The 15,105-nt window shown below is 48.6% G+C and carries 14 protein-coding genes; 2 read left to right on the top strand and 12 right to left on the bottom strand.

Features of this window, described 5'->3' with window-relative positions; translation table 11 throughout:
- Window positions 1-33: 33 nt before the first annotated feature.
- From RDW05_RS03865 to mraZ, 10 genes are all read right to left on the bottom strand, one after another.
- Window positions 34-981 (bottom strand): D-alanine--D-alanine ligase, encoded by a 948-nt coding sequence (locus RDW05_RS03865; protein WP_304258733.1) that lies wholly within the window; start codon window positions 979-981, stop codon window positions 34-36.
- Window positions 971-2,365, bottom strand: coding sequence for a UDP-N-acetylmuramate--L-alanine ligase (gene murC / locus RDW05_RS03860; protein WP_293723359.1), 1,395 nt, complete (start codon window positions 2,363-2,365; stop codon window positions 971-973). The genes RDW05_RS03865 and murC overlap by 11 nt, the downstream gene beginning before the upstream one ends.
- A gap of 13 nt (window positions 2,366-2,378) precedes the next feature.
- On the bottom strand, window positions 2,379-3,482 hold the full coding sequence (gene murG / locus RDW05_RS03855; protein ID WP_307977902.1) for an undecaprenyldiphospho-muramoylpentapeptide beta-N-acetylglucosaminyltransferase: 1,104 nt from the start codon (window positions 3,480-3,482) through the stop codon (window positions 2,379-2,381).
- On the bottom strand, window positions 3,479-4,852 hold the full coding sequence (murD, locus tag RDW05_RS03850; protein WP_307977901.1) for a UDP-N-acetylmuramoyl-L-alanine--D-glutamate ligase: 1,374 nt from the start codon (window positions 4,850-4,852) through the stop codon (window positions 3,479-3,481). Before murD ends, murG begins: the two co-directional genes overlap by 4 nt.
- Window positions 4,853-4,940: 88 nt before the next feature.
- Window positions 4,941-5,903 carry a phospho-N-acetylmuramoyl-pentapeptide-transferase gene (gene mraY, locus RDW05_RS03845; protein ID WP_307977900.1) on the bottom strand — a complete coding sequence of 321 codons (963 nt, stop codon included), beginning with the start codon at window positions 5,901-5,903 and terminating at the stop codon, window positions 4,941-4,943.
- A gap of 24 nt (window positions 5,904-5,927) precedes the next feature.
- Window positions 5,928-7,292 carry a UDP-N-acetylmuramoyl-tripeptide--D-alanyl-D-alanine ligase gene (murF, locus tag RDW05_RS03840; RefSeq protein WP_307977899.1) on the bottom strand — a complete coding sequence of 455 codons (1,365 nt, stop codon included), beginning with the start codon at window positions 7,290-7,292 and terminating at the stop codon, window positions 5,928-5,930.
- Window positions 7,286-8,773 carry a UDP-N-acetylmuramoyl-L-alanyl-D-glutamate--2,6-diaminopimelate ligase gene (locus RDW05_RS03835; RefSeq protein ID WP_307977898.1) on the bottom strand — a complete coding sequence of 496 codons (1,488 nt, stop codon included), beginning with the start codon at window positions 8,771-8,773 and terminating at the stop codon, window positions 7,286-7,288. Before RDW05_RS03835 ends, murF begins: the two co-directional genes overlap by 7 nt.
- Before the next feature lie 165 nt (window positions 8,774-8,938).
- Window positions 8,939-9,343 carry a septum formation initiator family protein gene (locus tag RDW05_RS03830; RefSeq protein ID WP_304277611.1) on the bottom strand — a complete coding sequence of 135 codons (405 nt, stop codon included), beginning with the start codon at window positions 9,341-9,343 and terminating at the stop codon, window positions 8,939-8,941.
- 45 nt (window positions 9,344-9,388) lie between these two features.
- The gene (rsmH, locus tag RDW05_RS03825; protein ID WP_021719812.1) at window positions 9,389-10,321 is read right to left on the bottom strand and encodes a 16S rRNA (cytosine(1402)-N(4))-methyltransferase RsmH; all 933 of its coding nucleotides are present in this window, start codon (window positions 10,319-10,321) and stop codon (window positions 9,389-9,391) included.
- A gap of 14 nt (window positions 10,322-10,335) precedes the next feature.
- A complete protein-coding gene (gene mraZ / locus RDW05_RS03820; RefSeq protein WP_021719813.1) occupies window positions 10,336-10,767 on the bottom strand; it encodes a division/cell wall cluster transcriptional repressor MraZ in 432 nt (143 codons plus the stop codon).
- A gap of 237 nt (window positions 10,768-11,004) precedes the next feature.
- Between mraZ and RDW05_RS03815 the strand changes: the two genes are divergently transcribed.
- Together RDW05_RS03815 and RDW05_RS03810 are read left to right on the top strand one after the other, a co-directional pair.
- The gene (locus RDW05_RS03815; protein WP_021719814.1) at window positions 11,005-11,214 is read left to right on the top strand and encodes a DUF1858 domain-containing protein; all 210 of its coding nucleotides are present in this window, start codon (window positions 11,005-11,007) and stop codon (window positions 11,212-11,214) included.
- 117 nt (window positions 11,215-11,331) lie between these two features.
- The gene (locus RDW05_RS03810) at window positions 11,332-12,285 is read left to right on the top strand and encodes an L-lactate dehydrogenase (RefSeq protein ID WP_307977897.1); all 954 of its coding nucleotides are present in this window, start codon (window positions 11,332-11,334) and stop codon (window positions 12,283-12,285) included.
- A 199-nt stretch (window positions 12,286-12,484) separates the two neighbouring features.
- Here RDW05_RS03810 and RDW05_RS03805 read toward each other — a convergent pair whose 3' ends face one another.
- Together RDW05_RS03805 and RDW05_RS03800 are read right to left on the bottom strand one after the other, a co-directional pair.
- Window positions 12,485-13,714 carry a DNA-processing protein DprA gene (locus RDW05_RS03805; protein WP_307977896.1) on the bottom strand — a complete coding sequence of 410 codons (1,230 nt, stop codon included), beginning with the start codon at window positions 13,712-13,714 and terminating at the stop codon, window positions 12,485-12,487.
- A gap of 2 nt (window positions 13,715-13,716) precedes the next feature.
- On the bottom strand, window positions 13,717-15,105 hold a 1,389-nt coding region (locus tag RDW05_RS03800; protein WP_307977895.1), incomplete at its 5' end, for a helicase-related protein.

Below are 15,105 nucleotides of genomic sequence, written 5' to 3'. Positions count from 1 at the left end.
TGCACCTCCTTCATTCATTAGCGAAGCGCTGTATTATTTAGCGCTCAGCAAAATTTTCTCACACAAATCTGGGAAGCTGATGCCTACAGCAGCAGCAGCCTTCGGAACCAGGCTGGTTGCGGTCATGCCAGGCACAGTGTTGGCCTCGAGCACATAAGCAACGCCATCTGCATCACCCAGCATTGCATCTACACGCGCTACGCCGGAAAGGCCCAGCAGCTTGTAGGTTTCTACAGCTATTTTCTGGATATAAGCGGTAGTTTCCTCATCAAACGGTGCGGGACAATGGTAGTCCGTAGCACCCTTGGTATATTTGGAATGGAAATCATAGGCACCGGAATGCGGTGCAATCCAGATAACCGGCAGCGGCTTCGGCTCGCCATTTTCTTCCATAATGGAGATGGTCAGCTCCTTGCCCTTGATGCACTTTTCTGCCAGCACGTTTTCGGAATACTTGAAGGCTTCCTCCAGCGCAGGAACAACCTCCTCCGCAGTCTTAGGAATAACAACGCCAATGCTGGAGCCCTGGGTTGCTGCCTTGATAACTACAGGCAGACCGAACTCGGAAATAATTTTCTCTGCCAGCTCCTGCAGGTCGCCTGCATCACGCTTGTTGATAATCATGCAGGGTGCAGTAGGAATGCCTGCAGACTGCAGATAACGCTTCGTAGCAGATTTATCCATAGAAACAGCGCTTGCCAGCACACCACAGCCGGTGTAGGGAATGCCTGCTGCCTCCAGAATGCTCTGCAGGCGGCCATCTTCGCCGTACATGCCATGCACTGCATTAAATACTACCTTGGCATCCATTGCGCGCAGCTCGTTAATCAGATTAGCAGGCTCCAGCTCCAGCTCTTGGGCATTATAGCCCTTTTCGCGCAGCGCATTGGCGATAGCACCGCCGGTAACACGCGAAATTTCGGCCTCAGAGGAAGGACCGCCCAAAACAACAGCAACAACATCTTGCTTATTAATCTGCATTTCTTTCCAACTCCCTAACTAATTCTTCACCAATTTTAAATACATCACCGGCACCAATGGTCATCACCAAGTCGCCGGCACGTACAACGCGCTCCAGATATTCTTCAGCCTTGGTCAGCTTGCCGATATACAGCACCTCCTGACCTGTCGCTGCCTTGATACCCTCCGCCAGATGCATGCTGCTCACACCGGGAATTGCTTCCTCGCTGGCTGCATAAATGTCGGTCAGGATCAGCTCATCGCAATCCTTAAAGCATTCGCAGAACTCGGAGAACAGCAGCTTAGTGCGGGTGTAGCGATGCGGCTGGAACACGCACAGCAAACGTTCAGGCTTAGTCTGTCTGGCAGCCTTCAGCGTTACGCCGATTTCTGTCGGATGGTGGGCATAATCATCAACAACCCACACACCATTGACCTTACCCTTGGTTTCAAAACGACGCTTAGCACCGCCAAACTTTTTCAGGGAAGCAAGAATCTGGTCGGTAGCAATGCCCATCTCGCGAGCAGCAGCAAAGGCACCCATAGAATTGAGCACATTATGTCTGCCGGGAACAACAAGATGTACCTCAGTCACAAATTCTCCCTTGTAGTAAAGCTTGTAGCTGGTGCCGTCAACACCATAGGAAATGTCGCGGGCAATGTAGTCAGCACCCTCGCCCTCAACACCATAGGTAATGACCTCTTTATCAGTTTCGCCAGCCAGACGGCGCACCTTGGCATTGTCAAAGCAAAGAATCGCCTTGCCGCCCTCTTTGATATTGCCAACAAACTGCTTAAAGGCCTGATATATATTTTCTTCTGTACCATAATGGTCCAGATGGTCATCTTCAATATTAGTTACTACTGCCAGATACGGATACAGCTTGAGGAAGGAGCCGTCGCTCTCGTCTGCCTCCGCTACTACGAAACGGCCTGCGCCATTGCGCGCGTTGCCGCCCAGGCTGCTTACCTCGCCGCCGATGATGACAGTCGGGTCAATGCCGCTTTCGGCCGCAATGCAAGAAATCATCGCACTGGTAGTAGTTTTGCCATGTGCACCGGCAACAGCCACGCCGTCGTCAGCATTCATAATTGCTGCCAGCACATCACTGCGATGCAGCACAGGAATGCCGCGTCTGCGTGCCTCCACCAGCTCCGGATTGTTCTGGTGAATCGCTGTAGAAATAACTACAGCCTCGGCATCCTCCACCTGGCTGGCAGCATGGCCCATATAAACCATAGCGCCCTCCTCCGCCAGATGTGCCGACATATGGCCGGCGTTCAGATCAGAGCCGCTCACATCATAGCCGCGCTTAATCAGGACATAAGCAATTGCGCTCATGCCGGCGCCGCCGATACCGATAAAATGTATGTTATGCAGGTTTGCTAATTTGTTTTCAGCCACTCGAGGCCCTCCCTTATTGTTTAGTCAAGGCCACAGCCTCTTCGGCTATAACCTCTGCAGCCTGCGGTCTGCCAAGCTTTTTGGCTGCCGCCTGCATTTGCTGCAATTCCTCCTCGTGCACTAATAAATGCTCGATAAATTCCAAAACGGTATCGCCAGTCAGGTCCTTATCCAAAATAACCTTGGCTGCACCCTGCGCTTCTACCGCTCTGGCATTAAATTCCTGGTGATTTGCTGTAGCATACGGATAAGGCACCAAAAGCGATGGTACGCCCTTCGCCATCAGCTCCGCCAGGCCGATTGCACCGGCACGGAATACTGCCAGATCTGCGGCAGCCAGCGCCACCGGCATATTATGCAGATACGGTTTGATGATAATGTTATCAGCCACGCCGCCACGCTTTTTGATTTCGGCCATATAGGCTTCGTAGTTCACATCACCTGTTGCATGCAGCACCTGCACCTCCGGTCTGCCGGAAAGCGCCAGCTCGGCCTCCAGCATAGCGTTGTTGATGGTGCGTGCACCGCGACTGCCGCCGCTGACAAGAATTGTCTTCTTTTTGGCGTCCAGCCCCAGCTCTTTAATAGCCTCCTCGCGCGTATGCTGCAATATTTCACTGCGGATAGGGTTGCCGGTATATTCCAGCTCTGCCTTGCCATGGAAATATTTGCGGCCTGCCTCATAGCCCAAAAAGACCTTGCGTACATAGCGTGACAAAATCTTATTGGTCACACCTGGCATCGCATTCTGCTCCTGAATGCAGCATGGAATACCCTTAAGCGCTGCCATAAAGACAACAGGACCGCAGACATAGCCGCCGGTGCCAATCACCAAGTCAGGCTTTTCGTCGCTGATGATTTTGTAGGCATCATAAAGGCCTGCAAAGAGCTTGGCCGCACTGCGCAGGGTGTCAAAGCTCAGACTGCGCTTGAAGCCTGCCACCTCAATGAACTGCAGCTTGTAGCCATAGCGGGGAATGATATCCTTCTCCAAGCCCTGCCTGGTACCTACGAAGCTGACCTCCGCCTCAGGCTGCAGCTTTTTTATCTGGTCCGCAATGGTCAGGGCCGGATAAATGTGTCCGCCCGTACCGCCGCCGGAAAGAATTACCTTCACTTAACGTTACCTCCCTCCAGCTCGTGTACCAGCTTTTTAAAATAGTTACCACGTTCCGGATAATTATTGAACATATCAAAGGACGAGCAGGCCGGGGAAAGCAGCACTACCTGTGGCTTATGCGCCAGCGCATGCGCCTTAGCTACTGCGTCCTCAAAGCTGTCGGCCAGCACAATGTTCTGCACGCCGCAGTCAACAGCCGCCTTGTGGAAGCGTTCTTTGGCTGCGCCCAGCAGAATCAGGGCATCCGTCTTTTCCTTCACCAGCTCCATCATCGGCTCTAGCGGTGTCAGCTTATCGTGACCGCCTGCCAGCAGGATGATGTGGCCGTCCTTAAAGGCCTCCAACGCTTTAATCGTAGAATCGGTGTTGGTAGCCTTGGAATCGTTATAATACGGTACGCCGTCGATGGTAGCGACGTACTCAATGCGGTGCTCAATGCTGCGGAAGTTACGCAGCACATCAGCCATATCGCTGATGCTCACACCGGCGAAAAAGCCGCAGGCAATGGCTGCCAGCACGTTTTCTTCGTTGTGACCGCCGAACAGATGCAGCTCGCTGATATTGCAGACAGTTTCCTCTTTGCCGTCCCAGCTGATGATAAAGTCACCATCCTGCATATATACGCCCTGCTGCAGTTTTTCCTTACGGCTGAAGTAACACAGGCGGCCTTTAGTTTCCGCACCCCAGGTACGCACGATAGGATCATCGTAATTCAGCACTGTAACCTGTGCCTCACCCTGCTGACGAAAAATATTTTTCTTCGCCTCGCCGTAGGCCTCCATCGTATGATGGCGCTCCAGATGATCCGGAGTCAGGTTCAGCACTACTGCGATATCAGGGCAGAAGCTGCTGACTTTTTCCAGCTGGAAGCTGGAAAGCTCAGCAGCGAGCCAGCCTTCCTGCGGCAGGCTCTCTACTTCCTTAGACAGCGCCAGGCCAATGTTGCCCCCCACAGCGGAAGGCACTGGCAAACGCTTGAGCATCTCACCCACGATAGTAGTGGTAGTGGTTTTGCCGTTCGTACCGGTGATAGCGGCAATATGACCGCCGTACAGCCTGTAGCCCAGCTCTACCTCGCTGATGACCTCCAGTCCGCGCTGCTCTGCGAGCAGCACATTTGCGTTATCGCAGGCAATACCCGGAGAAAGCACCAACACCCCTGCAATATCAAGCAGGCCTTCAAATGCAGCCTGACCGATGGCCAGCCCACCGCCAACGCTCTGCAAAAGCTGCAGCAGCTGCGGCTCTAAAGTGCAGTCCATATCATTATACAAATATACCTGCTGCTTTTTATCTGCCAGCACCTGCGCTGCTCCACGGCCGCTGATGCCTGCGCCGTAAACGATTACAGCATCCTTTTTAGTCATCAAGAAACACCCTCTATTCATAAACATACATAGGCTATAGCCCTTTAACCGCAAAATTTGCGACAAAACGGTTATAGCCGAAGATTTTTTATACAAATGCATTAAGCCACAGACATAAGCCAATGACAGACAATACGCAGCTTACTGCTGTAAACACACGCACAACCTTAACCTCAGGCCAGCCGCCCAGCTCAAAATGATGATGCAGCGGAGACATGCGGAAAATACGCTTACCGCCGCTGAAGCGGAAATAGGTAACCTGAATAATTACCGACAGTGCTTCCGCTACATAGATACCGCCGACAATAACCAGCAGCAGCTCTGTACGTGTCAAAAGCGCTAAAGCGGCAATAGCACCGCCCAAGGCCAAGGAACCGGTATCACCCATAAATACTCTGGCAGGATGACGGTTAAACAGCAAAAAGCCAAGGCAGGCACCGGTCAGACCCAGAGCGAAGCCGCTCAGATCCAACATACCCTGCATGTAAGCAATAAAAGCGAAAACCATGGTAACAGGCAGACTGACAAAGGAAACCAGTCCGTCCAGACCATCTGTCAGATTTACGGCATTGGTTGTGCCAACCAAAAGCAAGAAGGCCAGCACATAATAACCCCAGCCCAGGTCAATAACAGCGTTGATGCCCGGAACCCACAGCTCGGTATTGTGGATATGGGTTTCAGCAAAATATACATAAGCGCCGGCCAGAATGAACTGCAGCAAAAATTTTTGCTTCGCTGTCAGGCCCAGATTGCGCTTCATTACAACCTTGATGTAATCATCTATAAAGCCTATAACTGCATGGCCCACCGTCAGCACCAGGGCAATAATCACATGGGGAGTAAACTTGCCCCACAGCAAAGCAACTAGCAACGCTGCCAGCATCATAAGTCCGCCCATCGTCGGTGTGCCGCTTTTAGCCATATGGCTTGCCGGTCCGCATTCGCGGATGGATTGGCCAAACTTCAGCTTGTGCAGATAAGGAATCAGCACCGGGCCGATTAAGGCACAAACGATAAACGCAGTCACAGGAATTCCGATTAATTTCAACATCTATTAAATCTCACTCTCTAAAGTTTACTTGAACAGCTCCAGCATCTTGTCAACCTGCATGGAATGACTGCCCTTCAGCAGGATAATATCACCTGCATTAGCCATCAGACGCAAAGCATCCGCTGCCTCCTGACGGTCAGCGCAATGCTTGCTCTTGCCGCCCAGCTTAGCAGCCTCGTCCGCAATATAAGCAGCCTGCGGGCCATAGGTCAGCACAAAGTCCACACCGTTTTCTACAGCCCAGCGCCCCACGCGGCGATGAGCGTCCTCGCTGATAGCGCCCAGCTCCAGCATGTCAGCCAGCACAGCAATAGTGCGTGCCTTGCCATGCGCTGCCTTCTTGGCCTCCGCCAAGGTTTTCAGTGCCGCTTCCATAGAAGCAGGACTTGCATTATATGCGTCATTGATAAAGGTAATGTCGCCGATATAAATTATTTCCTGGCGGCTGCCTGTAAGACGGGCAGTTGCCAATGCCTGCGCACTGGCTGCCAGCGGCACGCCGTAGCAGTAAGCGCCGGCAATAGCGCTCAGCGCGTTGTAAACATTATGCTCGCCAATCAGCTGCAGGCTCACCTTCACAGCCTCACCTGTAGCCTTGTGTGTGCAGGTAAAGGTAGTGCCTGCGCCACTGGTCACAATGTCGCTGCCGCGGAAGTCGCAGTTTTCGCCCAGGCCGAAGTACACAACCTGCGCCTTCGTCTTGCCTGCTGCCGCCAGCACGTATTCATTGTCGCCGTTGAGCACAGCAAAGCCATCCTCCGGCAGATTAACTACAATCTCGCTCTTAGCCTTGCCGATATTTTCCATGCTGCCCAAAAGCTCCATATGGGTTTCACCCACGTTGGTAATCAGGCCGCTGTCAGGCTCTGCTATGCGGCACAGCTCAGCAATCTGACCCAGGCCGCGCATACCCATTTCCACAACGGCAATATCCGTATCCGGCTGAATGCTCAGCAATGTTTTCGGCAGACCGATTTCATTATTGAAGTTGCCCTGAGTTTTGACAACATTATATTTGCAGCTCAAGCAGGCAGCCAGCAAATCCTTGGTAGAGGTTTTGCCGTTAGAGCCCGTAATAGCAAAAACCTTCAGGCCCTGCTTACGCAGACGGTAGGCATGCGCCAGCTGCTGGTAGGCAAGCAGTGTATCATCAACCATGAACACAGCAACGCCCGCAGGCAGGCCACTAACCTCATGGGAAACAACAACGCCCGCAGCACCCAGCTCCACAGCCTTGGCACAATAATCGTGGCCGTCAAAATTATCGCCCTTCAGCGCTACAAACAATTCTCCCGGCTTCACCGCACGTGAATCGGTGGTTACGCCGCTAAACTCAAAATCTGCACAAACAGCCTTGGTGGCTGCTAAAACTTCACTGGCCTTCAGCATTTTTTATCACTCCAGTATTCCATTACAACTTCTTTATCGTCAAAGTGAATAGTTCTGTCCTTCAAAATCTGGTAATTTTCATGGCCCTTACCGGCAATCAGGATTACATCATCGGCAGCAGCGTTGGCCAGCGCATAGCAGATAGCCTCATGTCTGTCGCTCAGACGGGTAACCTGCTTGCCTGCAGGCACATCCTGCAGCGCTGTAAAGATTTCGTCGATAATCAGCTCCGGATCCTCTGTACGCGGGTTATCGGAGGTTACGACGATATTATCAGCCAATTGCAGCGCCAATGCACCCATCAGCGGGCGCTTCTTGTTGTCGCGGTCGCCGCCGCAGCCGAACACCACCCACAGCTTGCCGCGGGTAATGGAGCGTGCAGTCTTCAGCACATTCTCCAGGCCGTCGGGAGTATGCGCATAGTCAACAATTACGGTATAAGGCTGACCTGCCTCAACCAGCTGGAAGCGTCCGGGAACGCCGTCAAAGCCGTCGAGCACGGAGCAGATGATATCCTTGTCAATCTTTTCAGCCAGCATCGCACCGATAACGCCCATAACATTATACACGTTGAACTCGCCGGTAATCTTCAGCTCCAGGTCCATTTCACTCACCGGAGTGTGCAGCAAAAGCTGCATATGCTTCGGCTCTACAGTAAAGCTCAGCGGGTAGATGTCATTGTCATGGCCTTCGCCATAGGTCAGCACGTTAGCCTTGGTACGCTCGCGGATAATCGCGGAGCTGGCGTCGTCCATGTTGAAGACAGCATTTTTGTTCGGCTTATCGCCGTCAGTCAGATGCTCAAAGAGCAGGCTCTTGGCATCACGATAATTTTCCATGGTTTTATGGAAGTCCAGGTGATCCTGGGTAATATTCGTCAGCACAGCGCAGTCATATTCAATGCCTGCAACACGCTTCAGTGCCAGCGCGTGGCTGGAAACCTCCATTACGCAGTAGTCGCAGCCGGCGCAGCACATAGCATACAGCGTCTTCTGCAGGTCAACTACGTCCGGAGTAGTGTTGTGAGATTCAGTAATCTCATCGTTAATCATGATATTGATGGTGCCAATCAGGCCCACCTTGTAGCCTGCCTTACGCAGAATCAGGCGGATAATGTTAGTAGAGGTGGTTTTACCGTTAGTACCGGTCACGCCAATCATTCTCAGCTTGCGGCCGGGGTAATCATAAAAATACGGCGTTACCAGCTCCATCGCCTCGCGCGTATCAGCAACCTTTATCAGGGTAATGCCCTGCGGCACTTCCGCCGGCACATCTTCCACCAGCGCAGCAACAGCGCCCTTTTCGGCAGCCATCGCCAAAAATTTATGTCCGTCTACAGTCGCGCCCTTCAGGCAGATAAAAAGGCTGCCAGCCACAACTGCACGGGAATCAGCAGTTACATCAGTAATTACTTTATCAGCACTGCCAAGGACTTCAGCCTGCGGCAGCAATGCAAGGAGAGAAGCTAATTGCTTTTCCATTTATAAACCTCCTGTTTCAGCTTCTGCGGCATAACGGCAAAAGCATAAATTTCTTATAGATTTTTTATACTGGAGAATTTAAATTGAAACGGCAGCCAAAAGGCTGCCTCCCAAAAACCCATTCAAATTATATCACAATATACAGTGAATGGCTATGTATATTTGTTATTTGGTAGCCAAAGAATTGCTGCTTTTTGCATTCTCGCCAGCCTTAACATAGATGTTGCTGCGGGCAACGCTCATACCAAGGCGCTGCTCTGCCAGGCCGATAATACGCTCCGGACCTTTGAGCTGTTCAACCTCAATTCTCAGCTCGTTGTTCTGGTTAATCAGCTGCGCCTCCTGCTTCTGCAGGCTGACAAGCTCATTGCTGCACTGCACCATAGCCTCGCTGCGCAGAACCATAGCGAAATAAGCCACCATGACAACTGCCAGAATTTTGAACAGTCCACTGCGGATAAGCTTCATTTTATCAGGTTTACGTCTTCTGCGACGGACAGGCTGCGGGGCTTCGTACTGCTCAGCAGGCTGCTCTTGCCAGGCGTAATTGTCGTATTTTCTAGCAAGCATCAAAATCACCCTTCATCACACATCACATCTATCTTAATCTATCTGTCAAATCTTAATTGCGTAACGCAAGCGAGCACTGCGGCTGCGCGGATTCTCTTCAACCTCGGCCTTGGAGGGAACGATATTGCCGGTTTTACGCAGCTGCGGCTTTTTGCCGCACACGCATACAGGCAGCTGTGGCGGGCAGGTGCAGCCCTTGGCCAGCTTAGCAAAGGTCTGCTTGATAATTCTGTCCTCCAGCGAATGGAAGGTAATAACGCCGATACGTCCGCCGCTCTTTAAGCGGTCCACAGCTTTTTCCATCGTATCAGCCAGAATTCCCAGCTCATTGTTCACCTCAATGCGAATCGCCTGGAAGGTGCGCTTCGCCGGGTGCGGGCCGTCAAGCCTTGCTCCCTTGGGGATAGCCTTCTTGATTACATCCACCAGCTCAAAGGTAGTGGTCAGCGGTTTTTCCTTGCGTGCTGCCACAATAAACTGTGCGATACGCTTCGCCCAGCGCTCCTCGCCGTAACGGTGAATAATATCCGCCAGTTCTTCTTCCTTATAGTGGTTGACGATATACTCTGCATCCAGACTTGCTTCTTTATTCATGCGCATATCCAAAGGTCCGTCATGCATATATGAGAAACCACGCTCCGGTGTATCCAGTTGGTAGCTGGAAACGCCCAAATCAAAAAAGATACCGTCAATTTTATCAATGCCCATAGAATCCAATACCTGGGAAAAGTTTTCAAAATTAGACTTGGCAACAGCGGTTTTGCAGGCAAACTTGTTCAGCAAACGCGCAGAGCCTGCCGCAATCGCATCATCGTCCTGGTCAATGCCAAGCATCAGGCCACCAGCCTCCAGCTGAGCGGCAAAGGCACTGGTGTGACCGGCACCGCCCATGGTGCAGTCCACGTAAATACCATTTTTATCTGTTATCAAAAACTCCACGCTCTCAGCGAGCAGGATACTTGTATGCTTAAATTCCATAGCCAACACCAATCTTATATGCCTAAATCAGCAAGCTGCTCGGCAAGCTCGCTCACATCCTCAGCATTTTCTTCATTATATTTGTTCCAGCGGCCGGCGTCCCAGATTTCAGCTCTGCTGCCAACGCCAACGATTACAGCATCCTTTTCCAGACCGGCGTGAGCACGCAGGTTTGCCGGCAGCAGCACCCTGCCCTGCTTGTCGCATTCGCCCTCGCAGGCACCGCCAAAGAGGAAACGGGTAAAATCACGCGCTGTTTTGCGGCTCATCGGCAAGGCGGACAGCTTTTGCTCCAGCTTCTGCCATTGCTCCATATCGTATACAAAAAGGCAGCCATCAAGACCCTTGGTGATGATAAACTTACCGCCCAAGCTTTCACGCAGCTTTGCAGGCATAGCAAGACGACCTTTGGCATCTATGGTATGTTCGTATTCACCCAAAAGCATAATGTCGCCCCCTTTTCACCCACATTACACCACTTTTCTCCATTATAGCGTTAATCGGCTGCAAACGCAAGTATTTCACAGCTTAATGTAAAAAAATAATTAAAAAAATGTGAACTCTGTCAAGCTGATTTCGCAAAAAATTTTCCGTAATAAATTTGGCTTTTAGAGATACAAATGATATAATGAGTAAGTACGGATTATGTGTACAATTTTTATTAAAAGAAGGAGATTTATACAATGATTACTAAAGATACCGGCATTATTGAAGCCGTTCAAAACCATCCTGAAATCATGGAGGTTTTCGCTGAATATGGTCTGGGCTGCATCGGCTGCATGGCTGCTCATTTCGAAACCATCGGTCAGGGCGCTGGCGCTCACGGCATTGATGTTGATGCTCTTATCGAAGATATCAACAAGGTTATTGCTGAAGCAGAAGCAAACAAATAATATAGCGAAATGTGATAAATACGGCATTGGCATATTTATTACAGCATAGCAAAAATGAGGGAACTATCTCCAGCATTAGTGGGGACGGTTCCCTGTTTTCATAAGGAGGCTTTGGTTATGTTAAAAACTCGTAAGGTTGTAATCGTCGGCGCAGGTCATGTCGGCTCCCATGTTGCTTTAGCTCTTATCCAATCCGGTGAGGCTGACGATATTGTGCTCATTGATATTCTCAAGGAAAAGGCTGCCGCACAGGCGCTGGACTTAGATGACGGCGTCAGCGGTGCACTTTGCGGCCGTGATGCCATCATCCGCGCCGGTGAATACAGCGAGCTGAACGATGCAGACATTCTGGTAATGGCTTTCGGCCGTAGCCGTCGTCCCGGCGAAACACGTCTTGATATGTTTGACGATTCCATTAAGATGGCCAACGAGGTTATCAGCCACCTTAAGCAGGTTGACTTCAAGGGCATTATGATCAGCATTTCTAATCCGGCAGACATCATCTGCGAGCATATCCGCCGCAAGATGAACTGGGAGCCGCAGCGCTGCTTCTGCACCGGCACCAGCCTCGAAAGCTACCGCCTGCTGCGCGTGCTCAGCGCCGCTACAGGCTACAGCCGCAAATCTATTCAGGCCTTCTGCATGGGCGAGCATGGTAATTCCAGCTTCGTTGTCTGGTCTGCCATCCGTATCGGCAGCAAGAGCTTTGCCCAGCTGCGCGCTGAACGTCCGGAGCTGGCAGCACTCAGCCTGGAGGATTTGCAGCTGCAGGTTAAAAGAGCCGGCGACATTGAAGTCGACGGCAAGGGCTGCACGGAATTCGGCATTGCCAACGCTGCCTGCATGCTGATTAAAGCCATCTTCCATGACGAAAAGCTGATTTGGCCCTGCTCCACCGTACTTAGCGGCGAATATGGCCAGAAGGACGTAGCTGCAGGTGTTCCCTGCGTAATCGGCAAAAACGGTATTGAAGAGATTTTAGAGCTGCCGCTGGCGGAAGAAGAGCAGGCTAAGTTCACCGCTTCCTGCGACATTCTGCGCGGCTTCTTGGAGAGAGCAGCAAGCCTGTAAGCTTATACCTTCCCCCCAGCAAAAAACACCGGCATCCGCCGTACCACAAGTACGGCAGACGTCGGTGTTTTCATGTTTTAGCATATATTAAACTCTTGCAGACTTTAGGCTTAATACTCCCAGCTCAGGCCAACAGCAAGCATACCCAAAGGTTAGCAACTACAACTCAAATGCTATCTACTACATTGCGTTATTACTTTTAATTATCCTCTGCAACAATATATCTTACTGGCCTTGTTAATTTGATAATATGCTTTTCAGCAACAGCCTTTTTCAACCACTTCTCTGCTTGCTTAGGAACAATATCTAATGCTTCAATTATCTCCTTCGAAGTATGCTCATTTTCAAGAAAATCTTTGATTATTGGCAAAGCAGCTTTATAAATTGCATCACTGTTAAAGGCCTTCTCCTGACTATATTCCGAAGAATTATCACTGACCAGATAAGCTTCTGTATCAGATGGTTCTGCAAATAAATTATCCATAGTTAATTTATTAACAGCTTCATCCTGCTCCAAATTTGAAAAATCAAGTTCATTAGGATTAGAAAAAGGAGTTGCACCAGCTTTTATCAATTCCGAATTACCACGATAGATATCAGTATCCCAGACATAAGGATGTCCCCACTTTCTTTTTAGGGACTCCATTACACCCGTCCATGTTCCACCCTTATTTAAATCAGCAGCTATAGCAAAGGTTTTTTTAGCCATTGCATAAATGTACTTATTTCTATCCATAGCTGAATATACCAAAAAACCTTGATTTGGACTTACGACAGAAAAAACTAACAGCCTGTTTTGCAAAATTGGTTTTATGTACTCTCCCTGCACTATTTTTTTAGCCATAGAATCAGCTAAAAATTCAATACAAGCTCCTCCATTTTTTAATGCTATGGTACGCGATGTACTGTCAACACCCCTAGCTCCGCCAGAAACAACAGTTATATTTGCTAGTGCAGCCTTTTGGGCTATGGTAGCACACACAGTTTTACCATTGTCATCAATATTTCTAGAGCCTACAATACCAATGCAATCATTTTTAGCCAGTTCCAAATTTCCGCTATAATAAAGCATAGGCGGAGCATAACGCCCCCCTAAAACTTTTATCAGACGCTTTGGATAATTATCATCACTTTTAGTAATAACATTAATCCCCTTACTTTCAAGCTTCTGTAACTCAAAAGCAACATTTATACTTCTTGACAGAAGCACAGTTATTCTTGAAGCATCAGCTTCAGAAATAGCAAGTTTAGCAATCAGCTCATCTGCACTTAAACCAAGCAAGGCAGCAGGTTCCTTCAGCTTAGATTTATATATCTTGACACTCAGATTATACCACTGAATGGCAGTAAACGGTTTCACATCATCCTTCAGCGCAAGTGAAGAACATAACAATATTGTAACTTTAGCATTATCGCTTAAATGAGACATTTTTAATCCTCACTATTCTGTGAATTAGCTAAGGCAAAAGCAAATACTTTAGCCATACCAGCCTCACGAACCAGCTTGCTGGCAGCAACAGTAATCGTCCATTTGGAATCTACCATATCATCTATTAAAAGTACATTAGCATCTGACAAAGTATTATCCTTTATAAAAACACTATCCTCAATATTTTTCTGCTGTTGAACTGAAGTGTGCTTATTTTTTTGTTCTTCTTTACTAGTTTTACCCAATATATCCAGATATTGACAATTTAGCTTTTTGGCTAAACGCTCTGTAAAGCTGCTTACCAAAGAAGGATGGTTGAGCGACGGAATGGGAATAAGGTATTTTATGTCTTCATTGCGAACTACTTCTCTAAGCTTTTTGGCTGCTGCCACAACAAGCTCATCTGCAAAGTATGCTGGATCAGATTCATATTTGCCTTCTCTAACAAGCTTACCATAATTACCCGTACCATACTTTGTTAAGACAAAAATTTTATCGCCACAAATTCTCTCGTTTGCTGGAATAAAATTATTAGTTACTGCCCATTTCTTTCTTGCAGCAACATCATAATCAAAGCTATCAATAAAATCTTCAGCTTCTGATGCTATACTAGCTGAATATTCCTCTGACAAAGACTGCTCAGATTTACAAAAAGCACAATGCCCACACGGCTTTGATGCTTTATCATTCAATAAAGCGGTTACATATTGCATATAACATTGCTTGCTGGCAATGTAAGCATTCATATCTCCTAATTCCATATGGCGCAGTTGTGTTAATTGATTAATATGCTCTTCATCGGGATGCCAATTATTGTCTTTAACTATATATTTTGTAGTTCTCGATTCAGAATCAAAATATTTGATCACTGCATCTTGCGCTACAAGATATCTTATTACTTTATCTACTAATCCACTCGTATGCCTTCCTTCTTTTATAACATCATCTTTCGAAATACCATCAGCTTTTTTTATAGAATCAAAAATGGACATCATCTGGTCTTTAGTAGCAAAAGCACTACGAATAAAAAACTTATTAACATCATCATCGTTAGGCGATGCTAAAAGCACTGCATAAGCCAAAGGAATCTCCTTCCCCCTACCAGCTCTGCCTATCTGCTGATAATATTCAATAACATTTTTGGGCTTACTAAAATGTATTACAAAGCCAATATTAGGCTTATCAATCCCCATACCAAAAGCACTTGTAGCAACTAAGATATCAATTTTATCACCCAGAAAATCGGTTTCTAAATCTATTCTCAAATGTTTATCTACTTGTCCATTATATATTTCTATACGCTTATCAGGAAAGCATTTTCTCAACCAGCCTGCTACTAATTGGCAATCATTTATAGTTGCACAATAAATTATACCAACATGCTTTTGTAA

This window comes from uncultured Phascolarctobacterium sp., from assembly GCF_902463975.1.
Lineage (GTDB): Bacteria > Bacillota > Negativicutes > Acidaminococcales > Acidaminococcaceae > Phascolarctobacterium_A.
Note: the sequence above shows the minus strand (reverse complement) of the source record. Positions and strands in the feature narration are given on the sequence as shown.